The sequence below is a fragment of the Shewanella canadensis genome (assembly GCF_003966225.1).
Lineage (GTDB): Bacteria > Pseudomonadota > Gammaproteobacteria > Enterobacterales > Shewanellaceae > Shewanella > Shewanella canadensis.
Map to the genome: position 1 here is coordinate 1 of NZ_RXNU01000014.1, position 26,191 is coordinate 26,191.

The 26,191-nt window shown below is 45.8% G+C and carries 14 protein-coding genes, 4 tRNA genes and 1 pseudogene; 12 read left to right on the forward strand and 7 right to left on the reverse strand.

Features of this window, described 5'->3' with window-relative positions; translation table 11 throughout:
• The first annotated feature begins 12 nt into the window (after positions 1–12).
• The 7 genes from EKG38_RS19630 to EKG38_RS19660 all read left to right on the forward strand — a co-directional run bounded on the left by EKG38_RS19630 (position 13) and on the right by EKG38_RS19660 (position 12,944).
• A complete protein-coding gene (locus EKG38_RS19630; protein WP_246033225.1) occupies positions 13–4,563 on the forward strand; it encodes an Ig-like domain-containing protein in 4,551 nt (1,516 codons plus the stop codon).
• Positions 4,564–4,671: 108 nt separating this feature from the next.
• Complete coding sequence (locus EKG38_RS19635) at positions 4,672–6,852, forward strand: type I secretion system permease/ATPase (protein ID WP_126522246.1); 2,181 nt, start codon at positions 4,672–4,674, stop codon at positions 6,850–6,852.
• Entirely contained in the window at positions 6,845–8,227 is a 1,383-nt protein-coding gene (locus EKG38_RS19640; RefSeq protein WP_126522248.1) for an HlyD family type I secretion periplasmic adaptor subunit, read from the forward strand. Before EKG38_RS19635 ends, EKG38_RS19640 begins: the two co-directional genes overlap by 8 nt.
• 29 nt (positions 8,228–8,256) lie before the next feature.
• On the forward strand, positions 8,257–9,675 hold the full coding sequence (locus tag EKG38_RS19645) for a TolC family outer membrane protein (protein ID WP_126522250.1): 1,419 nt from the start codon (positions 8,257–8,259) through the stop codon (positions 9,673–9,675).
• Positions 9,675–10,280, forward strand: a complete 606-nt coding sequence (locus EKG38_RS19650; protein ID WP_126522252.1) for an OmpA family protein — start codon at positions 9,675–9,677, stop codon at positions 10,278–10,280. The genes EKG38_RS19645 and EKG38_RS19650 overlap by 1 nt, the downstream gene beginning before the upstream one ends.
• A gap of 22 nt (positions 10,281–10,302) precedes the next feature.
• The gene (locus EKG38_RS19655) at positions 10,303–11,013 is read left to right on the forward strand and encodes a transglutaminase-like cysteine peptidase (protein WP_126522254.1); all 711 of its coding nucleotides are present in this window, start codon (positions 10,303–10,305) and stop codon (positions 11,011–11,013) included.
• An 8-nt stretch (positions 11,014–11,021) separates the two neighbouring features.
• Positions 11,022–12,944: a bifunctional diguanylate cyclase/phosphodiesterase gene (locus EKG38_RS19660; protein WP_126522256.1), complete on the forward strand. Its 1,923-nt coding sequence runs from the start codon at positions 11,022–11,024 to the stop codon at positions 12,942–12,944.
• A 1,133-nt stretch (positions 12,945–14,077) separates the two neighbouring features.
• Here EKG38_RS19660 and EKG38_RS19665 read toward each other — a convergent pair.
• The 5 genes and pseudogenes from EKG38_RS19665 to EKG38_RS19680 form a co-directional block, all read right to left on the reverse strand.
• A tRNA-Pro gene (locus EKG38_RS19665) sits at positions 14,078–14,154 on the reverse strand.
• Between the two features lie 29 nt (positions 14,155–14,183).
• Positions 14,184–14,269, reverse strand: a pseudogene (locus EKG38_RS25000).
• Positions 14,270–14,337: 68 nt separating this feature from the next.
• Positions 14,338–14,414, reverse strand: a tRNA-Pro gene (locus EKG38_RS19670).
• A 31-nt stretch (positions 14,415–14,445) separates the two neighbouring features.
• Positions 14,446–14,521 (reverse strand) — tRNA-His (locus EKG38_RS19675).
• Between the two features lie 45 nt (positions 14,522–14,566).
• Positions 14,567–14,643 (reverse strand) — tRNA-Arg (locus EKG38_RS19680).
• 248 nt (positions 14,644–14,891) lie between these two features.
• On the opposite strand from EKG38_RS19680, the gene EKG38_RS19685 reads away from it, so the two are divergent.
• Positions 14,892–17,519, forward strand: coding sequence for a sensor domain-containing phosphodiesterase (locus EKG38_RS19685; protein ID WP_126522258.1), 2,628 nt, complete (start codon positions 14,892–14,894; stop codon positions 17,517–17,519).
• Positions 17,520–17,595: 76 nt separating this feature from the next.
• Here EKG38_RS19685 and rep read toward each other — a convergent pair whose 3' ends face one another.
• Entirely contained in the window at positions 17,596–19,608 is a 2,013-nt protein-coding gene (gene rep / locus EKG38_RS19690; protein WP_126522260.1) for a DNA helicase Rep, read from the reverse strand.
• A 268-nt stretch (positions 19,609–19,876) separates the two neighbouring features.
• Between rep and EKG38_RS19695 the strand changes: the two genes are divergently transcribed.
• From EKG38_RS19695 to ubiK, 4 genes are all read left to right on the forward strand, one after another.
• Positions 19,877–20,473 carry a TetR/AcrR family transcriptional regulator gene (locus EKG38_RS19695; RefSeq protein ID WP_126522262.1) on the forward strand — a complete coding sequence of 199 codons (597 nt, stop codon included), beginning with the start codon at positions 19,877–19,879 and terminating at the stop codon, positions 20,471–20,473.
• Entirely contained in the window at positions 20,470–21,588 is a 1,119-nt protein-coding gene (locus EKG38_RS19700; protein WP_126522263.1) for an efflux RND transporter periplasmic adaptor subunit, read from the forward strand. Before EKG38_RS19695 ends, EKG38_RS19700 begins: the two co-directional genes overlap by 4 nt.
• 12 nt (positions 21,589–21,600) lie before the next feature.
• Positions 21,601–24,684 (forward strand): multidrug efflux RND transporter permease subunit, encoded by a 3,084-nt coding sequence (locus tag EKG38_RS19705; protein ID WP_126522265.1) that lies wholly within the window; start codon positions 21,601–21,603, stop codon positions 24,682–24,684.
• A 152-nt stretch (positions 24,685–24,836) separates the two neighbouring features.
• Positions 24,837–25,097 (forward strand): ubiquinone biosynthesis accessory factor UbiK, encoded by a 261-nt coding sequence (gene ubiK, locus EKG38_RS19710; RefSeq protein ID WP_126522267.1) that lies wholly within the window; start codon positions 24,837–24,839, stop codon positions 25,095–25,097.
• Positions 25,098–25,162: 65 nt separating this feature from the next.
• On the opposite strand, the gene EKG38_RS19715 is transcribed toward ubiK, so the two are convergent.
• Complete coding sequence (locus EKG38_RS19715) at positions 25,163–26,002, reverse strand: DUF417 family protein (RefSeq protein WP_126522268.1); 840 nt, start codon at positions 26,000–26,002, stop codon at positions 25,163–25,165.
• Between the last annotated feature and the right edge of the window lie 189 nt (positions 26,003–26,191).

Genomic DNA, 26,191 nt, shown 5'->3' on the forward strand with positions numbered 1-26,191 from the left:
GCGGTGCAATCGTTGCCTGAAGGCGAAACTGAAATCCGCACCATTACGGTCACCAGTGCCGATGGCACTGCGACGCACACCGTAACGATTACCATTGTGGGCGCTAATGACCCGGCTGACATCACTGCAACAACCAACACCCGAGTCTCTGAAGAGGGTCTAACTGGCGGTTTGATTGACGATATAGGCAACACAGATACAACCAACGCTGTCATTGCTACAGGTACTATCAATATCGAAGACGCTGATGATGATTATTTAGTGGTTACACTTACAGGGCCAGAAGGCATTACTTCGGGTGGTCAGGACGTGCAATGGTCATGGGATCCAGATGCTCAAACTCTTACAGGCTTTGTTGGCTCAGTTCTCTCTGATGACAACCAAGTGATGACTATTAGCCTAACCGCACCTGATGGTTCAGACTCTGGTGACTGGGGCTACACGGTAACTCTACTAGCGGCTGTCGATCACCTAACAGCCAATATTGAAGATAATCTTTCATTGAATATTGGCATTGGTGTAAATGACGGTACAACTACAACCAACGGCAGTTTCAACGTTATTATCGAAGATGATGCACCTGAGGCATCAGTAAACAGCATTGTTAGTGACAACCTAACTGGTACATACACAGGAAGCCTTACAGTTGGTGGTGCTGATACTGATTACTCTGCAAATTTGACAGGCAATGTAGCGGGTTGGAGTAACGAGGCGGGTAATGAACTGTATTTTGCTGACTCAGGCCTGACTACCGGTGGGGAGACAATTTACTACTATGTCGATCCAGCGAATCCAGATCTTATGTATGCCTATACAGATTCAGGAACCACGATATCGGGCTATAGTAATGCAAATGCTGGGCAATCACTGGTCTTTACTTTATCCGTGGATCCTAACTCCGGCGAATATGTCGTTAATCTGGAAGATTCGATCACAGTTATTCAAGAAACCACTGCTGATTTCACCGGAAGCATAACGGCTGGTAATGGCGACAACCTATTCATCTATCTTAACGGTGAGCTGCAATACGGTACCAATGCCACTGTAGATACCTTATGTACTGTGACAGGTATCTCCAATGGCAATGTGGCATCTGTAAACAACAGCAACAATGGTATAGGGGTCGGCTCAGGAAAAGATATCGGTGCCGGTGACACACTTATTCTGTCATTCCAGCAGCCCACAACTAACAATATTCAAATAGCCTTAAGTTTAAACAGTGGTAAAGTTTATTCTGGTGATGCCACCTTCTATGTGCAGGGAAAGAATGCTCTGGGAGAAATCACTGACTTGATCTTCACCGGCACAAGTGATGAGTTTGAAGCAGCCCTATCCAGTTCATCGATTGTTGAAGTCAACGTTTTGGAACTTTCGAAGGCTGATAGTGGCGGTGACTTTAACCTTCAGGGCTTATTTACCGAGACAGTTACAATCGATACGTCCGGTACGACACTCGACTTTACCGTGGATATAATTGACAGCGATGGTGATGTGGACAGTGATAATGATTTCAGCGTGGTACTAAATGCCCCAGCATCATTATCAGTAGTAACTACCAACGCAGTTGCACAGCTCGATGAAGCCACATTACTCTCTGATGCTGCTGACAATGACACTGAGTCATTGCTGTTCAAAGCGGGTGATACTGAGATCAATACCTTTGGCTTTGGTGATACCAACAACATTGAGGTACAAGGTATTCGCCTACCTAAGGGCCAAGATATGGAGTGGCGTATCGAAAGTGGCGACCTCATTGGTTCAATGAATGGACGTGGAGATCTGCTTAAACTGACCCTGGATTGGGACTCAATTGCAGCAGGACAACAAGGCTCGGTCATTCTCGATGTCGAGTTACTTGGAAAATTCCCGCACAATATTGACGTCGACAACCTGTTAGTAACGGGTATTCAAGTCATTGCCACCGATGGTTCAGGGGCGAGTGCAACATCGAGTGTCACTGTTAATGTCGCTGACCATAACCAAGCACCCGATGCTGAAAACGACTATTTTGGTAGCGGCTTAGCGAGTAGCTACTATGGTTATAACCAAGGTCCTGACGGAGGAAACCTCTCATCAGTCGATCAGGTGATGAGATTTATTAACAACAATGATCCCGACGCTCTATTTACTGCGACGACCTTAAGTTATAGCTGGGGAGATGGGAATTTAGGCACTGGGCAGAGTTTACAAACCTTCTTAGGTAGCGATGCCGCGAGTCTAACAGCTGATCCAGGTAACACCTCAGATGCTATCTTGCATATGCAAGGTGCTGTACAACTTGATGCTGGCCGCTACGGTTTAAAAGTAACAGCTGATGATGGCTATGCTATTAAGATTGATGGCGAAGTCGTTGCCATCTTCTCGAAAAATCAACCATCGAATACTCGTTATCCAGGTGAAGATGGCCATCTCTACTTCGACATAGCAACAAGTGGCAGCCATGAAATTGAGCTCGTCTATTGGGACCAACACGGTGCATATGAGTTAGATATTGAAATTGGCCAATTTGAGCAAGATGGCACCCCAATTGGGAGCTATATGCCACTGGGTGATCAGATACTCACTCAGCCAGCTCATGTTCTGGAAGACACGGCATTTACCTTCCAAGCTTCGACAATCTTAGGAAATGATAGTGACCCAGACGGCGATGCCATTGAGATAGTCAGTGCAGGCAACGCAAGTCATGGAACGGTCTCTATTGATGCACTAGGTAACCTACTCTTCACTCCTGAAGAGGGTTATACAGGGCCTGCTAGCTTCGATTACACCATCACAGATCCTTCCGGTCTGGTTGACACTGCGACAGTATTCTTTGATATCATTCCAACCAGAGGTTACCAATATAACTCTGGTACCGACGGAGATAACACGCTTAGTGGTACCGATAACCATGACATCATAGTGAGTGATACCGAAGGCTTGCAAATAGTCTCAGGTGAAGACTATAACCTGGCCTTTATCTTAGATTCATCGGGTAGCATGAGCCGTGAGATTGAGACGGCAAAGGCCCAGCTAGCTAGTGTGTTTGAGACTTTACTTGATAGTGCAAATGGTGTTCAAGCTGGTACCCTTAACATTCTGCTGGTCGATTTTTCCAATAATACAAAGCACTATAAATCGATCGAATTGGGTGAATTAGGAGACCAAGCAAACAACCAAGCACTAGATGAACTTTTAGCAGAGTTAAACCTTGTTAATACAAGAGAGAATCAAAATACGAATTACGAAGCAGGCTTTGATTCTGTCATCGAGTGGTTTAATAGTGACAATATCGCTAACAATAGTGCAACAAACCTCTCTTATTTCATAACAGATGGTAATCCCAATAATAAATCTTCTGACAATGCTGACAGTTTCTATGTTGGATTTGATTCAACAACACGGCACTTTATCTCGTTGGATAGCCTAATAAACAATGGACTGTACAATTTCGGAGATGTGGTTGAACTCGATGGTAAAGTTATAATTAATGAAGATGGGGATGTATTTTCTTCGTATACAAATGAAATACAAGGTTATATTAATGGCAGTTATGGCAGCTATAACTTCCATGAAGATGCTGGAACGAATCAACAGACCCAGCATGCTTTTAGCCTGCTTAATGCCGTATCTGAAGTCAGAGCAGTAGGCATAGGGGGAGGCGTATCAACTGAAACACTCAAACTCTATGATACTGACGGTGATGTGCAAGCACAGATTAATGTTAGCGATCTAGCCAGTGTAATCCTTGGTTCAGAAACATTGCTAAGTCAAGGAGATGATAACTCTGATGGCGGCCAAGGTAATGACATTATCTTCGGTGATCTAGTGAAGTTTGAAGATGTCGATGGTCAAGGCTTTGTCGCCCTGCAAAAATATATTGCAGATGAGACAGGTCAAACTACTGGCGATATCAATCTGGAAGATATTCATGCTTACATTCGTGACCACATATCAGAATTTGATATCTCAAATAACAATGACGGCGATGACACGCTCAACGGCGGTCAAGGTAAAGATATCCTCTTCGGTCAGGGTGGTGACGATACCTTGGACGGCGGTTCGGGGGCGGACCACCTCATTGGAGGAATCGGTAACGATACGCTTATAGGTGGGTTAGGCGATGATACTCTGACCGGCGACGCCCCTACGGGCCCCACAGGTGCAGATACCTTCGTGTGGTCCGCGGGTTCAAACGGTACAGATCACATAACTGACTTTAATCTAGGTGAAGATAAACTAGATCTCAGCGACCTTCTACATGTAGAGAATGGACATCAACTTTCTGAATACCTCCACTTTACTGTCGATAATACGACTTCGACGCCTTCGACATCTATCGATATAGATGCAAACCTCGATGGCAATTACGAGCAGCATATCGTCTTAGATGGCGTCGATCTCAGTGATGCGTTTGGAGATAGTGAAGGGGCGATTATTCAAGGGCTACTGGGTAATAGTGGAGACGGAGCGCTAATCATCAGCAGTTCAACCGATACAGAGGTAACTTCAACCTCATTTGCGGATGCCTCCGGCTCTAATCAGCACTCGGATGATGATCAAGTTCTCCATCTTCTTCCATAAATCCGCTAATTATCAAGATGGTCTATAGCTAAATAGACCATCTTGACTAATACTTTTATAATACAATAAGAATAATTCCATAATAAAATCTTAAGGATAAGCTTTTAGGTGTCTGTTTCCGCTCCTCAGAAAACTGATCAGTGGACCGTCTCTGCCTCTCAAAGAGTCTCAGTCGATCCCCTGTTAGACAGTTTAGTATTATTAACCGAATATTTCGGCAGCCCTTGCTCCAGTGAATCTATGGCGGCAGGCCTCCCCCTATCTGGTAGTGTACTCACACCTGACTTGGTGCCTCAGGCCGCTGCTCGAGCGGGGTTGGCTGCAAAGTTAACCCGTAAAGGGTTAAACCAAATATCGCCTATTTTCCTGCCCTGTATCTTGCTGCTAAAAGATAAGAAAGCCTGCCTGCTTCGTGAATTGGATGTAAAAAAAGATAGGGCCGTCATTCAGCTGCCGGAGACCGGGGGCGAAGAGACGCTATCGCTTGAAGATCTTGAGGCTATCTATGTCGGGTACCTGTTTATGGTTAAGCAGCAGTATCGTGGCGATATGGGCTTCGATATTCATCTCCATGACAGTAATAAGCACTGGTTATTTCAAACAATTAAAGATTCGGCGCCTATCTACCGGGATGCATTAATCGCATCGGTATTGGTCAACCTTTTCGCTTTGGTTTCGCCGCTATTCATCATGAATGTCTATGATAAGGTCGTCCCCAACCTAGCGTTCGAATCCCTGTGGGTATTAGCCATCGGCGCGGGCATCGCCTATATCTTCGATCTAATCATGCGGCAACTTCGCGCCTATCTCATCGATGTTGCGGGTAAGAAGGTCGATATCATCGTCTCTTCCAAGCTGTTTGCCAAAGCAATAGGCATCCCGCTGGAGAATCGCTCACCCAGTGTCGGCGGTATGGCCAGGCAGCTAGGTGAGTTTGACAGCATTCGGGATATTCTGACTTCGGCAACCATTACCACATTGGTAGATCTGCCGTTCGCAATATTCTTCATGATGATTATCTACTTAGTAGCGGGCGACTTAGCCTTAGTTCCTCTATTAGGAGGAGTAATTATTATCACCTATACCTTGATCATGCAGCCAAAATTAAAGGCCGCGATCGAGGAGAGCAACAAGTTTTCCAGCCTGAAACATGGCCATCTTATCGAATCACTCGCCTCATTAGAGTCGATAAAATCCAGTGGCGCCGAGGGGTTAGTACAGAAAAGCTGGCAACAGATGATTGGCCATACTGCTAACTGGCAATTGAAATCGAAGAAGATTTCAACCTCAGTGACCAACCTCGCTAACTTTACGGTACAGCTTTCTGTAGTGAGTGTGGTGATCTTGGGGGTATATCGCGTGGCCGATAACGAGATCTCTATGGGTGGCATTATTGCGGCCGTGATCTTATCGAGCCGGGCAATCTCTCCCATGGCACAGCTGGCAGGGCTCATGACCCGCGGTAACCATACGGCGAGTGCACTGCGGCAACTCAATGAAATCATGACCCAAGAGGATGAATTTGAGAATAAGGGTCACCTGGTTAGCCGACAGCGCCTCCAGGGCCAGATGAGTGCCGATCATATTAGTTTCTCCTATCCCGGTTCGGAGAGACCGGTCTTACATCCTATGTCAGTTAACATTCAGCCTGGCGAGAGAGTCGCCATCATAGGCCGGAATGGTTCAGGTAAGAGTACCCTGGCCAAAATGCTGGTCGGACTCTATCAACCGACTAAGGGAAGCCTGAGGTATGATGGACTGGACTCGGCTCAGATCCACCCTACAGACCTGAGGCGGAACTTTGGTTACCTCCCTCAAGATATCACTTTGTTCCATGGTTCTATCCGGGACAATATCCTGTTTGGCACCCGACAGGTATCCGAACACCAACTGATCCGGGCGGTGCAACTGTCTGGTATCAGCCAGTTTACCGATCTGGAAACAGAAGGCTTAGATCAACAGGTAGGTGAAGGTGGCCGCGCACTCTCCAGGGGGCAGAGGCAAACTGTTGCCCTGGCAAGGGCAACGCTAAATGACCCACCAGTGCTGCTTATGGACGAACCGACGGCGAGCTTAGATGCAAGAGCCGAGAAACAATTTATAAAAGCCATGGAAAACGTCACGAGAGACAGAACCTTGCTGCTTATCACCCATAAGATGCATCTGCTAAAGCTGGTCGACCGTATTATCGTGCTCGACAGAGGCCATGTAGTTGCCGATGGGCCTAAAAATGAGGTGCTGGAAAAACTGAGCAAAGGTTTACTCGCCGGAGGTCAGAGAAATGAGTAAACACTTGACGACTCAAGATCTGGAAATGGTCGATGATGTTTATGGCGCCATGATGACCGATGCACCGACCAGTCACAGATTGATCATCTGGGCACTGTCAGCCTTTGCGCTATGCTTCGTTCTCTGGGCTTACTTCTCTAAGTTAGATCAAGTCACAACAGGCATGGGCAAAGTGATCCCCTCCTCTCAAATTCAAGTGATTCAGAGCCTGGATGGCGGGATAATGCAAGAGCTCTACGTTGAGGAGGGTATGCATGTCACTAAGGGCCAGGCACTGGTGCGAATCGATGATACCCGCTTTCGCTCCGACTTCGATCAACAGGAGCAAGAGGTATTTAGCCTTCAGGCTAACGTAAAACGGCTCGAAACCGAGCTCAATAGTATTATTATTTCTGATATGTCATCGAATTGGCGAGAGCAGGTCAAAATCACCAAAACGCCTCTGTTATTTTCAGGGGAGCTAATCGAAAAAGAACCTGAACTGGTTAAACGTCAATCGGAAGAGTATTCGGGACGAATGGATAGCCTGAGCAATCAACTCGAAATTCTAGCCAGACAGATCCAACAAAAACAGCAGGAAACTGAAGAGCTGGCTTCGAAGATCAATACGCTCACCAGAAGCTTCCAATTAATTTCAAGGGAGTTAGAACTCACCAAGCCTCTGGCAGAAAAAGGGATCGTTCCCGAAGTAGAGCTACTCAAACTTGAACGTACCGTTAACGATATTCAAGGCGAGCTCTCCTCTCTTCGACTGCTAAGGCCTAAAGTTAAAGCCTCACAAGATGAAGCAATTCTGAAGCGTCGTGAGGCCGTGTTTGTCTTTGCCGCCGAAACTCGGACTCAGCTCAATGAGATGCAAACCAAGCTATCCAGAATGAACGAAGCTCAGATCGGCGCGCGAGATAAAGTCAGTAAAGCCGAGATAACGTCACCGGTAAATGGAACGATTAAGAGTATTCATATTACTACCCTTGGCGGCGTGGTGCAGCCAGGTATCGACATACTCGAAATTGTTCCATCCGAAGATCAATTGCTAATTGAAACCAAAATAGTTCCTAAAGATATCGCTTTTTTACATCCAGGTTTACCCGCCGTAGTTAAGGTCACAGCCTATGACTTTACACGTTATGGAGGCTTAAATGGGGTTGTAGAGCATATTAGTGCGGATACAACACAAGATGAAGAGGGAAACAGCTTCTATCTTGTAAGAGTAAGAACTGAACTATCAAGCTTAAAAAAGGACGACGGCACTGAAATGCCAATTATACCAGGGATGTTAACCTCGGTTGATGTAATTACTGGGCAAAGATCCGTTTTAGAGTACATACTTAATCCAATTTTAAGGGCGAAAGATACGGCGCTCAGAGAGCGCTAGCCTAATAAAATCAACCTGGAGGGGTTAACATGAACACCAGTAAAATTCGGCAACTAAAACGCAGCGGCTTAGCGTTAGCCGTTAGCGCACTGATTATTCCCGCGTCGGCTTACAGCCAGACGCTGGAGCAAGCAGTCGCGCACACCTTAGATACAAATCCTGAAATTCGTATCGCATTTAATCGCTTTAAAGCACGTGAAGAGCAGGTTAGTCAAGCGGTAGCCGGTTACATGCCAACGGTAGATATCAGTGGCGGATATGGATATGAGCAGACAGATAGCCCATCGACACGCAGAAAGCCAAATGTAGGTGAAGTAGATTCTGATGGTGTTGTTGAATTGGAACGTGGTGAGGCTGGTTTCAGCATCAAGCAGATGCTATTCGATGGTTTCTATACCAGTAGCGAAGTTGACAGATATAGCTTCGAAGCCAGTGCCGAACAGTGGGCACTCTTCTCGGCAGCTGAAGATATGGCTCTCGATGTGGCTAAAGTTTATGTTAACTATATCCGTAGCGAGCAGGTACTGACGCTGGCAGAGAAAAACCTGGCCAGCCATCAGGAGATATACGATCAGATTAAACAGAGAACCGATTCGGGTCTAGGCTCCGTTGCCGATCTGTCACAGATCACCGGTCGTCAGGCTCGTGCCAATTCAAACCTTATCTCGGCTAAAAACAACTTTTTCGATGCTAAAGCACAATTTATCCGCGTGGTAGAACAACAGCCAGAAAGCTTAATTGTTCCCGTCCCCGATGACGATATGTTGCCAGAAGATCTCAGCACCAGCGTCAAAGTAGCCCAAGAGAATCACCCTATCTTGAAATCGGCAGCCAGTGATATTGAAGCGGCAAAAAGCGAAAAATCTTCGGCTCAATCCAACTACTATCCAAAATTCACTTTGGATCTGGAAGGGAACTGGAATAATAACTTAGATGGTGAAGAGGGGATCTCAGGTTCAGGCCTTTTCCTAAATGATGTCGGCGGATACAGCAACGATCTGGTTGCCATGGTCAGAGTCAAATATAATCTTTTTGCAGGCGGTAAAGATCTCGCGCGTGAGAAAGAGGCCGCATATAAAATCGGTGAAGCAAAAGAGATCCGTCAACGCGCTCATCGTCAAGTCGTTGAAGGGGTCAATCTGGCCTGGAACGCCTACGAGCTACTAGAGCCGCAAAAAATGTATATTCGTGAGCATGTTATCGCGGCTAAAGATACACAAGTCGCTTACAGCCAACAGTTCAATCTGGGTCAGCGTACCCTGCTCGATCTATTGGATACCGAAAACGAACTTTTCGAAGCCCGTAAAGATTACCTGGAAGCCGAGTACGATAGTATCCTTTCGGAATACCGTATTTTGAATGCTACCGGCCGATTATTGGAATCATTAAGAGTCACTCGCCCGGATGTATGGCAAGGTGAGCGTAACTACGAAGGAGGAGTTAACTAATGAAAACCTTCATATTCATATTAAGTATTGCCTTGCTTGGCGGCTGCTCATCGCGTGATATCGTCACCATGGATGAACCCACCAATCAAGTCCACGATCTTAACGATCTTGACACTGATGGTGTAATTGTCGCCCGAGAACGTTGTAACGATACAGTATTAGGTGCCACCATCGACAACTACGGCTGTGGTAAAGTTAGGCCGATTAATGAACGCTCCGAGCTTAAGATTCTGTTTGCAAACGACTCTTACTACATAGACCCTCAGTACTATGGTCAAATAGAAGTCATTGCAACATTTATGACCGATTATCCAAATACTGTCGTCACCATTGAAGGACATTGCAGTAAGACGGGAGCTTATGAGCATAACTTAACGCTTTCACAGAACAGGGCCAACGCGGTAACATCGACGTTAACTGAACAATTCGGTATTGAAGCCGATAGGTTAACCGCTATTGGTTACAGTTATGACCGCCCCGTTGATATGAGTGAGACGAGTATTGCCCATACCCGTAACAGACGCGTAATCGCAGAAGTGACCGGAGAAGATACAACGGCAGATATGAAATGGCATATCTATACCGTTGATGAAGAAGTAAAGTAAGTAAGGAAATAAACCAAGCATCATGAATGGCAGGCTTTATTGTAGTAAATTAGCATGCAGAAAAGTCTGCCAGTTCATATTATTGGCACTGACTCTGGCCATATCATGCCTTTATGCTTCACCTACGCAAAAACTGGATAGGGGCCACATTACTTCGACGCTCGAGTCCAAGTATGGTGAACGTGCAGGAAAACGAGCCAGAGCATGGTTTAGGGTGCTTGATGAGGCACAAGGGTTAAGCGAAAAAGAACAGATGACTAAAGTGAACAACTTTTTTAATCTTTTTCGCTTTGTCGACGACATTAAACTTTGGGGTGATAGTAACTACTGGTCGACGCCGATGGAGTTTATCGGAGTTAACGGCGGTGATTGTGAAGACTTTTCGATAGCAAAGTATTTCACCCTGCTTCAGCTTGGCGTACCAGAAGATAAGTTGCGGATCACCATGGTTAAAGCAACGAGCGTTAACCAATACCATATGGTTCTGGCTTATTACGAAACGCCTTCTGCTATCCCCTGGGTACTCGATAATCTAGATAAAAGAATTAAACCCGCTACCCAGAGAAAAGATTTAATACCGGTCTACAGCTTTAATGGTCGACAGTTGTGGCTTAACAAGGAAAAAGGACGAGGCGTTCTTGCAGGTTCCTCCAAAAAGCTTGCGAAATGGAACGATCTCAAATATAGATTGGGTGTCGAAAGACTTAGACAACCCAAATTAAGATTGGAGTAGCTAGAAAAATGACACTGTTTCGACAGATATACTCACTACTGTTTGGCCTGTTTCTACTGGTGGTGGCGAGTCTAGGCTATGTGCAGTTCACTGAGACTCAAAGCTTTCTTACGAAGCAGATGGAATCAGATCTTAACAACACCAGCAACTCTCTTGGGATCATGTTAGTACCCGATCTTGAAGCTGGCGATATTGTCGGGGCGGAAACACTGATCAATGTTATTTTTGAAGGTGGATATTACCAGCAGGTAAAATTGACATGGTTAGTCGATGGCAAACAACAGGTTTGGGAAAACTCAGTTAAGATTGAAGGCGTCCCGCAATGGTTTATCGACCTGGATCTGTTCAAGACAATCAAGAAGGAGAGTACCATCACCTCAGGTTGGATCCAGCTGGCTCGACTTGAGATAACCGCTCACCCAGGGTTTGGCTATCACGAACTGTGGCGCACGATGAGCAATGCGATTATCGTATTTTCACTGCTCTTTTTAATTGCAATTGTATTCGCTCGAGTAGGGTTAACTTGGATCCTCAAACCTTTGCATACCATCGCGGAGCACGCTCGAGAGATCTCACAGCGAAAGTTTGGCCCGGACATGCCGGTACCTAAGACTACGGAGCTAAAGTCCGTCGTACTCGCCTTTAACAGCATGTCAGATCAACTTAAATTAATCTTTAACTCTCTCGATGAAGAGGTGGGAGAGCTACGTAAGAAGAACTTAGTCGATCAGGTCTCAGGACTTCCAAATCGCCAATATATGATGGGGCATTTAAGCAGTTGGCTTAATGAGCCAAAAAGTGGTGCTCTGGTCATGGCTAAGTTGGATTGGTTAGAGGAGGTGCATAGCAAATACGGCTATCAGGTTCGAGATGAAACGATTAAGTTACTTTCTCAGAAGCTGAAAGAGCACTTAGATGAGGTCGCGACTTCTGTTGTAGCAAGAATTGCAGCTTATGAATTTGCGTTCTTAATTACCAGCTCCGAACATGAGCAAACCAGCAAATATCTTCAAACTCTGATCCGCACAATTAACCAAGAGATGTCTAAAGCAGGCTGCAAGCCCAATGAAAACTTTGCCATAGGTGTTGCCGAGCGCATAGGTCAAATGACAGTGTCAGACATCTTAGCGCAATCGGATAATGCACTTCAAAAAGCCATAAAAGAGGATAAAGTTTTTCATTGGTTTGAAAATACCGAGAAACAGCTTTTCACCCGTGAACAGTGGCGTGAACACTTGAGCTCAGCGATCAATGGCCGTCGATTTAAATTTAAGTGGCAGCCCGTACAGCTCAATGATAGTGACAATATCATGCAAAGAGAGTTGTACTGTCAGCTTGAACTCGGTGAGACGATGGTCCATGCAGGGCAGTTTATGCCTTATGTCGAGCTGTTATCACTTGGCTCTTTGCTGGATAAATGTCTCATAGAGAAAGTACACGAGGATCGCCTCCTCGATAAGAGTTTTGAGCCTATCGCAATTAACTTAACATTCCAAAGTTTGAGCGATCCTAAGTTTCATGAGTGGCTAAACCAATTCTTACGCTCAACAGGGTTATCTGAACGCATCTGCTTCGATATACCTGAAGCCGGCGTGTATAGCGATCCTGACTCTTGTCAGGCACTTTGCACGATTATTCGTGATAATGGAGCTCACTTCGGTATCGATCACTTCGGCCGTCAGTTTGGCTCCATGTCTTACCTGCAAACGCTGAGACCAAGTTATGTGAAACTCGATCAATCATTTGCCTATTATGATGAGAGTGAACACAGTAGCGAACTGTGTCGTGCATTGATCAATGTCGCAAGAGGTCTGGATATTAAGGTCATAGTAACCGGCATTGAGGAGATAGCTCAGTTAGATCGCTTCATTCCATTGAAAACCAATGCTTACATGGGCTACATATCCCCACCAGTGGATGTTGAGGATTAAATGTAGCATCTACAAGATACAGTAATAAAAGGCCTCAGATGAACTCTGAGGCCTTTTTAGTATCTGCTTGGCTTGCATTATTAAAGAGCGAGATATCCAGGCTCCAGCTGGACTAGAGCCTTAGATTCCGTATAAGTTCGTCCCTCACTTTACGGAATGACGAACTTATCAAAACTTGCGTGATTTGCCCCTGTATATTCAAACCCGGAAACGAAAAATCTTCTGATATCTCAAGAGGCTTTTCGGAAGGTGGTCGGTCTGCATATATAACGAGTGAGGATTCGAATCCTCAGACTCTCTCCCACTAACTCCAAAGCAGATAACAAAAAAGCTCTTCGATTTCTCGAAGGGCTTTCTCATAAAAGTGGTCGGCCAGCTTTGATAGAAAGGGAGGATTCGAACCGCTGACCCTCTGGTCCGCTCTTGCTTCAAATCAGGATGCGCTACCGGGCTGCGCCCTTTTACCTCATTAAGAGTCCGAGAATTTTTTAAGGTAGTCAGCTGTTTTTATAAAATAAAACGAAAAAATCCTTCTGATTTCTCAGAGGGCTTTTCGAAAGTGGTCGGCCTGCTTTGATAAAGAGGGAGGATTCGAACCTCTGACCCTATGGTCCACTCTTGCTTCAAATCAGGATGTGCTACCAGGCTGCCCCCTTTTACCTCATTAAGAGTCCGAGAATTTTTTAAGGTAGTCAGCTGTTTTTATAAAAAGCAGGATTCTAATCATCAAGATCTCAGATAATGAGAAAGCCGGAAACGAAAAAACCTTCTGATTTCTCAAAAGGCTTTTCGAAAGTGGTCGGCCTGCTTTGATAAAAAGGGAGGATTCGAACCTCTGACCCTCTGGTCCGCTCATGTTCCAAATCAGGCTGCGCCCTTTTACCTCATTTAGAGTCCGTAAACTTTTTTAGATAGTCAGCTGATTTAATAAAAAGCAGGACTCTAATCATCAAGATCTCAGATAATGAGAAAGCCGGAAACGAAAAAAGCCTCTTGATTTCTCAAGAGGCTTTTCGAAAGTGGTCGGCCAGCTTTGATAAAGAGAGAGGATTCGAACCTCTGAGCCTTTTTCCCTAAATTTCCAAGCCAAGAACGAAAAAAGCCTCTTGATTTCTCAAGAGGCTTTTCGAAAGTGGTCGGTGATAGAGGATTCGAACCTCTGACCCTCTGGTCCCAAACCAGATGCGCTACCGGGCTGCGCTAATCACCGTAAACTCTTTTAAAAATGGTCGGCTGATTTAATAAAAAGCAGGATTCGAACCTCTGACTCTCTGGTCCGCTCTTGCTTCAAATCAGGATGCGCTACCGGGCTGCGCACTTTTATCTCAATTAAGAGTCCGAAAATCTTTTTGTCTTGCGAATAACGAGATAATATCTCACTACTTTTTAAATTTGGTCGGTGATAGAGGATTCGAACCTCTGACCCTCTGGTCCCAAACCAGATGCGCTACCGGGCTGCGCTAATCACCGAGCTTTTACTTTTAAAGCTAAGCAGATGAAATGGGGTGACTGATGGGGCTCGAACCCACGACAACCGGAATCACAATCCGGGGCTCTACCAACTGAGCTACAATCACCACTGATTTTCAACTTACCTTACTAACATGACCCCCTAATCAATCTGGTGCACCCAGAAGGATTCGAACCCTCGGCCTCACCCTCCGGAGGGGTGCGCTCTATCCAGCTGAGCTATGGGTGCCTGCCTTGTTAGCGCCGCATATATTATGGATTATTCCCCCCTACGTCCACACCTTTAATGCTTTTTTTTTCTGTTTGCTCAAGTTTTAACTCAATTCCACCTATTTTCGAGAATTTATATCGATTACGGTCAAAAAAGTACCGCCTAGTGTCAAAATTATGACTTGGCGCTGCTGCTTATTTATGCTATCAATACTCGTTAGTCCAAATCCTGCTTCTAAAAAAACAAAATAGCGATTGGCGGAAAACATGTTTAGGGAAGAATCGACTCTATATTCGCAGTACGAAGTTGGGCGCATGCAAAAAAGGATTGCACGCCTAAAGACATTAGCTCTTAAATATAAAAGAGCGGAAGTGACTCAAAATATGCTGCTGGAGATCTCAAATCTCGCGGCTCAAGTCAATTCACCCGAAGAGTTCTATTCAGAGATCCACCGTTCCCTCAATCTGCTGCTTCATGCTGATAATTTCTTTGTCGCATTGCTCAACACAGACACCAATATCCTCGAAATCCCCTTCTTCCTGGATGAAAAAGATACTCATCCATACGAATCCTATCCTAAAGAGGAACTCTCAGAGACCTTAGTCAGCGGAATTACCGGTTATGTTCTAAGAACTGGGGAATATCTGCTCTGTGATGAGTCAAAATTCAATGAACTGATAGAGAGCAAACAGATAGTCAGCCGCGGAGCCCCCAGCCATCATTGGCTCGGCGTTCCCATTAAGGTCAATAACTCGGTTGCTGGTGTCTTAGTCGTACAAAGTTACTCGTCTAATATCAATTTCACCGAAATGGATATTGAGCTGATGAACTTTGTCAGTCATCAGATATCTGGTGTCATGGAACGTCTGCAACACCAGGAGCAACTAGAACAAGCGATAGTTCAACGAACCAAAGAACTCAGCGTCGCTTACGAAAAGCTCAAGCTGGAAGTATTCGAGAGACGTCGCGCCGAACGACTGCAAAATTCGTTATTTGAAATTGCGGATCTGGCAACCTCAAATATTGATAGTGAAGTGTTTTATTCTGAGCTGCACAGAGTCATTAGCCACCTTATACCCGCTAACAATTGCTATATTGCACTGCTCGATAAACAGCTTTCTCATATTCATTTTCCATTTTACGTCAGCCAAGCCAGCTCTTGTGTACCCGACAGCCGAAAGGTATGTGATGGGCTTACAGAATATGTGATTAAAACAAGAAAACCTATACTGCTGCACAACAGTGAACTAGAGGCTCTCATTGACTCTGGTAAGATCTATTCCAAAACCCCGGAACTTAACTGCACAAAAGATATTTATCAATGGATTGGGATCCCTCTGTTTATTCATGGCCAGGTTCGAGGGGCGTTGACCATCTACAGCATAAGCATGTCTCAGAGTTATCAAGAAAAAGATCTGGAACTATTGACCTTTGTCTCTCAGCATATCGCAACGGCAATTGAACAAAAATTATCTGCTGAAACATTGAAAAACAGCTACGAACAGTTAGAAGAAAAAGTCGTCGAAAGAACGCAGGCACTCGCCATACTAAATCAAGACTTAGAGAATGAGATCGCTCAGAGGCGGAAAATAGAGCTGCAATTAGTACACGATGCTAATCACGATACGCTAACAGGCCTCCCTAATCGCGCAATGTTTATGGAGCGACTCTCTCAGGCCGTCAAACACATTCGAAGACATGGATTAGACCGATTCGCACTGCTATTTATCGATTTAGACAGGTTCAAGCTGATAAATGATACTCTGGGTCACCTCGAAGGCGATCGCTTCCTGATGGAAACCTCATCACGACTAAAACTCTGTATACGCGATAACGATACTCTTGGCAGGATTGGCGGAGATGAGTTTGTCATCTTACTCGACAGCATCAATGGAACCGACGATGCCGAAGAGGTGGCAGAGCGTGTACTCACCGAACTATCACGCCCCTACAAACTCGCCAACCAACACTTTATTTCCGGGGCAAGTATTGGTATCGCTTTTAGTCATAATCATAAGTCGGATACCAGCGAGTCCCTGTTGCGAGACGCCGACGCAGCCATGTATCAGGCCAAGACGAATGGTAAGGGTTGCTATGTCATATACGATGACAAGTCTCACAAACTGCTCAACCAAGATGTAAAACTAGAGCTTGAATTACAAAATGCACTCTCTAATCATGAGCTGCTTTTAAGTTACCTGCCGATTCAAAACCTTAGAGCGCAGACTACAGTGGCATTGGAGCCACGACTCTATTGGAACCACCCAAGACTTGGGAAAATCAAACAGGCTCATCTGAATAATATTGCCGAACATTGTGGGCTCACAACCGAACTCGATATCTACCTGCTTCAGAAGCTAAATAGTGATTACTCTGCATTGCATAAACACTCTCTCAGCCTGTTACCCCTGCATATCAATATCTCCGGAAAACACCTGAAGCATAAACATGCGGTGAGACAACTCAAAAATGCATTAAAACAGAGCAGCTTCAAGGCTGAGCAGCTATGGTTATTCTTCGATGAACAAGGCTTTATTCTCGATACCGATAACCACATCAATGCCTTTGAAATATTGACAAGCCTGAATGTTAATCTTGGCCTCATGGCCTATGGAAGCGCTCACAGCGCCTTAAGCAGCCTCACCTTCCTGCCGCTACAAGGCCTTAAGCTCGATCCCAGCTATGCCAATCAGCTTGAAAGCAAACAGCATATAAAGTTATTAAAGGCTCACTTCCTGACGGCTCAAGCATTAGAGCTTACGGTCTTTGTCGATGGAATTGGTACAACACAGCAAAGTGAGGCTCTGCAGGAGATAGGTTTCACGCTGGGACAAGGACAGGCACTGGGAGAAGTATTACGCCTGACGACAATATCGGATCTGGATTGCGCTTAGCGCCCTACTTTAAAACAGAAATACTTCCTCCATCACAACCTTATCCAGTGTGATGAAAGAAGCAAATTACATATTATTACTTTTTAAACATATCTCTTAAGTTGGCAATGTTAGATTTACCCGCCTGCTGACGCTGTTGTTCGCTCTGAGGTTGCTTACGGTTTTCCCAAACAAGATCATCTTGCGGCAACTCCATCAAGAAACGGCTGGGTTCACAGCGCATAGTTTCACCAAACTGGCGACGCTCACGACACAGCACAAACCATAGTTCTTTCTGAGCTCGGGTGATCCCCACGTAGGCGAGGCGACGCTCCTCTTCCACATTGTCTTCATCGATACTGCTCTGGTGAGGCAGGATCCGCTCTTCGGTGCCCACCATAAATACATAGGGGAACTCCAGCCCTTTGGAGGCATGCAGCGTCATCAACTGAACTTGATCGCCCCCTTCATCTTCGCTATTACGCTCCATCATATCCCTGAGCGTTAAACGCGTGACGACTTCAGGCAAAGTCATCCCATCATCCAGTTCATCGCCCTCAAGCATTTCAGTGACCCAGCGGTATAGCTCAGAGATGTTCTTCATTCGCATCTCTGCGGCTTTGGCACTTGTGCTGGTCTCATAGAGATAATCTTCGTAATTGATATTACGAATTAGGTGCTTAACCGCGTCCACCGGATCACCGCGTGTCGCTTTTTCACCTGTGTCGATAACGAATTGACCAAACTTATACAGAGATGCCATCGCGGCCGGAGGCAGATGATGGTTTAACTCGGCTTCGAAGATAGCTTCAAACATAGAGATATGACGTTCGTTAGCATAGTTGCCTAAACGCTCGAGTGTCGATGGGCCAATCCCCCGCTTAGGCAGGTTAACCACACGTAAAAATGCATTATCATCATCCGGATTCACTACCAGTCTGAGATAGGCCATAATATCTTTAATCTCGGCTCTGCCGAAGAAAGAGGTCCCGCCACTGAGTTTGTAGGGGATCCGGTTGGTCATCAATGCTCGCTCAAGCAAACGCGATTGATGGTTTCCACGGTAGAGAATGGCGTAATCACCGTATTGAGTCCTGCCAACAAATTTATGTCGAACCATCTCTGCTATAACACGCTCAGCCTCCTGCTCCTCATTTGCTGCGATCAATACTCTCAATGGCTCACCGTAGGCAAGCTCACTAAACAACGCCTTATCGTAGACATGGGGGTTGTTAGCGATAAGTATATTGGCGGCTCTTAAAATACACTGGCTCGAGCGATAGTTTTGCTCGAGTTTTATCAACTTAAGCTTGGGGAAATCTTCACCCAGTAAGACCAGGTTTTGCGGCTTAGCGCCACGCCAGGAGTAGATAGATTGATCATCATCTCCTACCACGGTAAATCTGGCGCGCGTTCCAACCAACAATTTGACGAGTTCATACTGACTGGTGTTGGTATCTTGGTACTCATCCACAAGCATGTATTGAATACGCTTCTGCCAGCGTTCCCTAACCTCTTGGTTGTGTCTTAACAATAAGGTGGGTAGCAGAATAAGATCATCGAAATCCAGCGCGTTATACGCCTTCATATGTTTAGCGTAACGTTGGTATAAGCTGGCAAAAAGCTGTGATTGCTCATCTTTGGCAATCTTCAGTGCCTGATCGGGAACGACAAGATCGCCTTTCCAGTTAGAGATCGCCGTTATCAGCATCTTGAGCAGATCTTTATCACCATCAAACTCATCTTCGGTGAGATCTTTTAGCAGCGCAAGAGAGTCTTGATCATCGAATAGAGAAAATCCGGGTTTTAAGCCAACAACCTTATGTTCACGCTTGATGATCTCCAAACCTAATGTATGGAATGTAGATATCCATAAACCTCGGGCCTCTTTACGCCCCATAGACTGAGCGACACGCTCTTTCATCTCTCGTGCCGCTTTATTTGTAAAAGTCACCGCCGCTATCGTCCGGGCCTGATAACCACACTTTTGCACTAAATAGGCGATCTTATTAATGATCACCCTGGTTTTACCACTGCCAGCACCAGCCAGCACTAAGCAAGGGCCAGTAACATAGTGCACTGCATCATTTTGTCCGGGGTTTAGCTTCATCTTTTAACTTTTACCAACAAACTAAGAAATATTTTGGGAACCGTGAATCATACCAGAAATTAGAAAGAGCCTTCCTTTTTTTATCCAGAACAAACGCCGTGAAAACTAATTAAATAGTTAAGTGTCTACTACACTGAGCTAAGTTTCACTCGCCCATAGTGTAAATTTTCATGCATTAGCCTGAATCGATAATTGCGATATTCATGTCAGTGACATAGAATAGTGAATGAACGTTCATTCACTACATCCACATTGTATGAAAGGTACTATGGATAACAAACGCGAACTTATATTTAAAGCCACCGAGAAGATCATTGCCACCAAAGGGCTACAAGGTCTCTCGATGCAACAGATCGCTCAGGAAGCAGGCGTTGCTGCGGGTACCATTTACCGCTATTTCACAGACAAGGAGGAGCTGATCTCCGAGCTCCGAAAAGATGTGTTACGTGTAGTGGCGAGCCATATTCTGGATAATTGCGAAGAGGGTACGCTCGAACAGAGGTTCAAGCGTGTCTGGTTCAACATTGTCGATTTTGGACGCCAAAGAACCCATGCGAACCTGAGTTATGAGCAATATATCCACCTTCCAGGCATAGACACTGGCCCCCATCAAGCTTTTGAAAGAAGCACCTTTGAAGGGCTACACCACATTTTCACAGAGGGAAGAGATGCCGGGGTATTTCATAACTTGCAAGATAAAACCTTGTTTGCCACCTCTTTAGAACCGGCTATAGCGCTAGGAAGAAGCATCCGTCGCGGCCAAATGCAATATGATAAAACTGAACTAGAATTTGTCTGCAATCTTTGTTGGCAATCCATACTTACACCACCAAACACTACTCATAAGGAGCAATCAGGCAGATGAAAAAATGGACCCTGATTATGCTAATCATCGCATTACTGGCCTTTGGCTCGGTAATAGGTTTTAACGTCATGGTAAAAGGTAAAATTGCCGATGCCATTGCCAATATGCCAGAACCTGAATCGCCAGTGACTACCATGACACTGATCCCAGAAAGCTGGCAACCCACCATAGATGCGATCGGTTTTGTAGAACCCAATCAAGGTGTCACCATTGCCAATGAACTGTCGGGTGTCGTCTCTGAGATAAACTTTGAAAACGGGAGTTCGATAAGTAAGGGCCACAGCCTGATCGTGCTCGACTCTAAGGTCGAAAAAGCCAACTTAAAGGGCAAGATGGTTCAATTACCTGCCGCCGAAGCCGATTTCAAACGACTCACACGCCTTTACAAGCAAAAGTCGGTATCTAAGCAAGACTTAGATAATAGTGAATCAAAATATCTGGCCCTGAAAGCCGATATAGAAAGCTTAACGGCCACCATAGACCGTAGAGAGATCGATGCACCTTTCGATGGTTTGGTGGGAATACGCAGCGTTAACTTAGGTGAGTATCTGCAGGCTGGCGCCGATATTGTTCGCCTCGAAGATATCAGCACCATGAAGATCCGCTTTACCGTGCCACAAACCCAGCTTCCACGCATCTCAACCGGACAGATCATCCACGTCTTCGTCGATGCCTATCCAAAACAGCCATTTGAAGGAAAAATATCAGCCATTGAGCCTGCGGTTTTCTACCAGAGTGGTCTCATTCAAATTCAGGCAACCATTCCAAATACCGATACCAAACTGCGTAGCGGTATGTTTGCACGAGTCGAAGTGTTACTGCCAGAGATGACCAATCAACTTGTTCTGCCTCAAACCGCCATTAACTTCACTCTCTACGGTAACTCTATCTACATCCTTAACGAAGTTTCTGAAGAGGGAAAAACGGTAACACGTGTTAAACAGATCAATGTGGAAGTACTGGAGCGTAACGGAAATAACGCCTTAGTCACAGGTGAACTGAAAGCCAGCGATCAGATAGTGACATCGGGGCAAATTCGATTAAGTAACAACAGCAAAGTCAAAGTGACTGAGGATAAAGCATTAACTCCTCCAGCCACTATGCCACAACTATAATAGGAGCTGGCAATGCGCTTTACTGATATATTTATTCGCAGGCCGGTACTCGCCGCCTCGATAAGCTTCATGCTGTTACTCTTGGGTTTTTACTCCCTGAGCAACATGCAGGTACGTGAATACCCAGAGATGACCAACACAGTGGTCACGGTATCCACCAGCTACTACGGTGCCGATGCAAACCTGATCCAAGGCTTCATCACCCAGCCGCTTGAGCAAGCGTTAGCTCAAGCCGATAACGTCGACTTCATGACATCGGATAGCTTCTTAGGCAGCTCAAAAATCACCGTATACATGAAGCTTAATACCGACCCCAATGGTGCCCTGGCTGACATTCTTGCCAAGGTAAATTCGGTGCGGTCTCAACTACCTAAAGAGGCCGAAGACTCGACCGTTGATATGTCGACGGGTTCACAAACCTCCGTACTCTATATCTCCTTCTATAGCGATGAGATTAACTCGAGCCAGATCACCGATTACTTAGAGCGAGTGGTAAAACCTCAACTCTTCACCATCGACGGTGTCGCTAAGGTTAACCTCTACGGTGGTATTAAATATGCCATGAGGATCTGGTTAGACCCCGCTAGAATGGGAGCCTTCGGTCTCTCATCAACTGAGGTCATGCAGGTTTTACAGGCGAATAACTATCAATCTGCAGTAGGTCAGGCTAATGGGGTCTTTACCCTGTTTAACGGTACCGCAGATACTCAGGTTGCTACCGTCGATGAGTTGAAAAAACTGGTCATAGGCAGTAAAGAGGGGCTTGTGGTTCGACTCGGTGATATTGCCGATGTGAGCTTAGAGAAGAGTCACGATGTCTACCGCGCGCTTGCCGATGGTCAGGAGGCTGTAGTTGTTGCACTGGATGTGACTCCAACGGCAAACCCATTAGTTGTCGCTGCCGATGCTCGCGCACTCATGCCCGATATCGAACGTAACTTACCTGTCTCTATGAAGACCCGTATCCTATATGACTCCTCTCTTGCCATCGATGAATCGATTCAAGAGGTCATTAAGACCATAGGTGAAGCTGCATTGATCGTTATCATAGTGATCACCCTGTTCTTAGGCTCATTTCGCGCGGTCATTATCCCTATTGTCACCATTCCGCTCTCCTTGATCGGTGTTGCCATCATAATGATGATATTTGGCTTTACGCTGAACCTGATGACACTGCTAGCCATGGTACTGGCCATCGGCTTGGTGGTCGATGATGCCATCGTGGTAGTAGAAAATGTCGACCGACATATCAAGTTAGGCGAGTCGCCATTTAGAGCCGCTATTATCGGTACTCGCGAGATAGCGGTTCCCGTTATATCTATGACCATTACGCTGGCGGCCGTGTACGCGCCAATTGCATTGATGGGCGGTATCACAGGCTCCCTCTTTAAGGAGTTTGCCTTAACCTTAGCTGGTGCGGTGTTTATATCGGGAATTGTGGCCCTAACTCTGTCACCTATGATGTGCTCGAAGATCTTGAAGCCTCATTCGGCTCCCAACCGTTTTGAGTTTGCCGTCGAGAACTTTCTTGAGGGCATGACGAAACGCTATCAGAGGATGCTGAATGCGGTAATGGAGCGTAGACCCGTCGTTATCGCCTTCGCTGTTATCGTCTTCGCCTCTTTACCGGTGATGTTCAGTTTTATACCATCAGAGCTGGCACCCAACGAAGATAAGAGTGTCGTTATGATGATGGGCACCGCCCCCTCTACGGCTAACTTAGATTACATCCAATCGAATATGGCGTTAGTCACCGATATGATCAAGGCACATCCTGAGTCGGCGGCTTCTCTTGCCTTCGTCGGGATCCCTAACTCGAATCAAGCCTTCGGTATCGCTCCATTAGTCCCTTGGAGTGAGCGCGATAAGAGCCAGAAAGAGATGCAGAAGATGCTGGGCGAAGAGGTGAAGCAAGTGCCGGGAATGGCAGTCACCACATTCCAGATGCCTGAACTTCCGGGTGCATCCGGTGGTCTGCCTATTCAGTTTGTTATCACGACATCTAACTCTTTTGAAAGCCTGTTCCAGATAGGAAGCAGCGTGCTGGAGAAAGTGCAGCAGAGTCCGCTATTTGTCTACTCGGAGATTAACCTTAAGTTTGACTCCGGTACTATGAAGATCCATATCAAACGCGATCTTGCGGGGACCTATGGCATCACGATGCAAGACATTGGTATGACCCTAACGACGATGATGAGTGACGGTTACGTCAACCGCATCAACTTAGACGGTCGCTCTTATGAGGTGATCCCTCAAGTTGAGCGTCAGTATCGTGCCAACCCCGAGGCGCTCGATGGTTTCTATGTTAAGGCTGCAGACGGTAACTCGATACCACTATCGAGCTTAGTCGATATTGAGATGGTAGCCGAGCCACGCTCTCTGCCTCACTTCAATCAGATGAATGCTCTGACTGTAGGCGGAGTGGCAACACCGGGTGTCGCTATCGGCGATGCCATCGACTTCCTTAAGAATATCGGTGATAACGATCTCCCTAAAGGCTACAACTATGACTTCTTAGGTGAAGCTCGCCAATATGTCACAGAAGGCTCGGCTCTGTTTGCTACCTTCGGTCTGGCACTTGCCATCATCTTCCTGGTTCTGGCGAGTCAATTCGAGAGTGCCAGAGATCCTTTGGTTATCCTGGTATCGGTGCCGCTCGCCATCAGTGGTGCACTCATCGCATTGGGCTGGACTCACATATTTGGCCTCTCATCGATGAACATCTATACCCAGGTCGGTCTCATCACCTTGGTGGGCTTGATTACCAAACACGGTATCTTGATGTGTGAAGTGGCTAAAGAGGAGCAACTGCATAATGGCCTGAGTAAGATGGAGGCCATTAAACTGGCCGCCACAGTACGTTTGCGTCCAATCCTGATGACGACAGCGGCCATGATTGCCGGCTTAATCCCGCTGCTATTCGCAGTAGGCGCTGGTGCCATTGCACGCTTTAATATCGGCCTCGTTATTGTTTCAGGCCTGGCTATCGGTACCCTGTTCACCCTGTTTGTACTGCCGGTGATCTATACCTATCTTGCAGAGAAGCATGAGCCTCTTCCAGTGTTCGATGAAGAGGGACATATCGCAGCGAACTAGTGATAACTCACTCATAGTTTAAACATAAGGCCCTAACCATCTTCATGGCTAGGGCCTTTTTTATTTACACAGCTTTTGTTGTCCAATAAACCTTGGCTCAGGTACAATCCTAACTAATAATCAAAGGCGATAGCCCACAGCGGAAATAGATCATGATCAATCCAAAGAAAATCGAAGAAGTTGCTAAGCAACTGAGCGAAAACCTGCCTAGCGGACTGAAGCAATTCGCTGGCGAATTTGAAGAAAAAAGTAAGCAGGTCCTTCAAAATCAATTGATGAAATTAGATGTTGTCTCTCATGAAGAGTTCGAAGTACAACAACATGTGCTACTAAAGACACGTGAAAAACTTGAAGCCCTTCAGGCACAAGTCGATGCACTGGAGAAGAGACTCAACGAGAGTGAAAGCGAATAAGCTTCAGGTTAAGCATGATACGAATGAAGAGCGCTTTCGCGCTCTTCATTATTGTGTAGAAGACTCTATTCGACCGTTTTCTTTTTCGATGCATAAAATAAAAGGCATCCCGCCAGCAAGACGAGATCCTTCACGATAAATTGGCCACTTCCCGTTAATAAGGGAAAACCATGACTCAACTCATAAGCGGGTAAGCTAATAACAAAGCTTTGTGTCGCCAGGAAGGTTAATGCCGCAACCGATAATCCCAATGTCCTCGCCCACGCATATTTATAGCCGAGCAGCAGCCCGAGTACGGCAACCAACTCAATGATGCCGATAAAGTATGAACCATGAAGCACACTAAACAGATCATATATCCAGCTGAAAAACGGGCTCGTCGCCATCAAACGCTCTATACCATCGGCTTCTATCTGAGTGAACTTCATTCCTCCTATCCACATCATCACTAATATCACCCCCGCCCATATCAGCTTAAGTGAAAGGCGGTTTAACTGTCGATGTCCGGCGTAGTTGGAGGCGATATAAGCCGTTACACCAGCAATGGCCAGATACTTAATCAGTCCTTGCCCCGCACCTATGGCAGGAAAGCCGCCTAAGCTCTCTATCCACACTGGGTGAGTGAATAGCATCAAGATAGGTACCAAAGCCACCAGCGAATAGAGATAGAGCATATACTGGCTCAGCTTATGCGCAGGAAAGATTAATGCGGCAACCACAGTTAACTGCATGACACCTAGCACAGCCGATAACCAAGCTAGATCGGGCAAGCTCACCGCCACCAGTTGTTTAGCAAAATAGCTCGCATCGACTGCAGTAAAGCGATTCATTGCTGTTGTCAGTAAAAATACTCCCAATAGCACTCGTGCGATGGCTAAGGCACGTATTGATTTAATCTCGAACATACTCATCTCCAAATCAGATGCACCAATAGACCCAGAAAACCAAATAGCTATTTCATCGATTGGTAATATAAACTGAATTAGGGTTACGCCTTGCCACTTATCATTCCAAATTCAGATGAATATAAATCGAAATCTTCCAGCAGAAAAAGGAGCAACCCACCACAACATTGCCCTTTTCTCGCCACTATT

Excerpts from the sequence above, each read along its gene's own strand:
- EKG38_RS19655 (WP_126522254.1), top strand. The coding sequence starts at position 10,303 with ATGAATGGCAGGCTTTATTGTAGTAAATTAGCATGCAGAAAAGTCTGC.
- ubiK (WP_126522267.1), top strand. The coding sequence starts at position 24,837 with ATGATCAATCCAAAGAAAATCGAAGAAGTTGCTAAGCAACTGAGCGAA.
- EKG38_RS19660 (WP_126522256.1), top strand. The coding sequence starts at position 11,022 with ATGACACTGTTTCGACAGATATACTCACTACTGTTTGGCCTGTTTCTA.
- EKG38_RS19645 (WP_126522250.1), top strand. The coding sequence starts at position 8,257 with ATGAACACCAGTAAAATTCGGCAACTAAAACGCAGCGGCTTAGCGTTA.
- rep (WP_126522260.1), bottom strand. The coding sequence starts at position 19,608 with ATGAAGCTAAACCCCGGACAAAATGATGCAGTGCACTATGTTACTGGC.
- EKG38_RS19640 (WP_126522248.1), top strand. The coding sequence starts at position 6,845 with ATGAGTAAACACTTGACGACTCAAGATCTGGAAATGGTCGATGATGTT.
- EKG38_RS19650 (WP_126522252.1), top strand. The coding sequence starts at position 9,675 with ATGAAAACCTTCATATTCATATTAAGTATTGCCTTGCTTGGCGGCTGC.
- EKG38_RS19705 (WP_126522265.1), top strand. The coding sequence starts at position 21,601 with ATGCGCTTTACTGATATATTTATTCGCAGGCCGGTACTCGCCGCCTCG.
- EKG38_RS19715 (WP_126522268.1), bottom strand. The coding sequence starts at position 26,002 with ATGTTCGAGATTAAATCAATACGTGCCTTAGCCATCGCACGAGTGCTA.
- EKG38_RS19695 (WP_126522262.1), top strand. The coding sequence starts at position 19,877 with ATGGATAACAAACGCGAACTTATATTTAAAGCCACCGAGAAGATCATT.
- EKG38_RS19700 (WP_126522263.1), top strand. The coding sequence starts at position 20,470 with ATGAAAAAATGGACCCTGATTATGCTAATCATCGCATTACTGGCCTTT.
- EKG38_RS19685 (WP_126522258.1), top strand. The coding sequence starts at position 14,892 with ATGTTTAGGGAAGAATCGACTCTATATTCGCAGTACGAAGTTGGGCGC.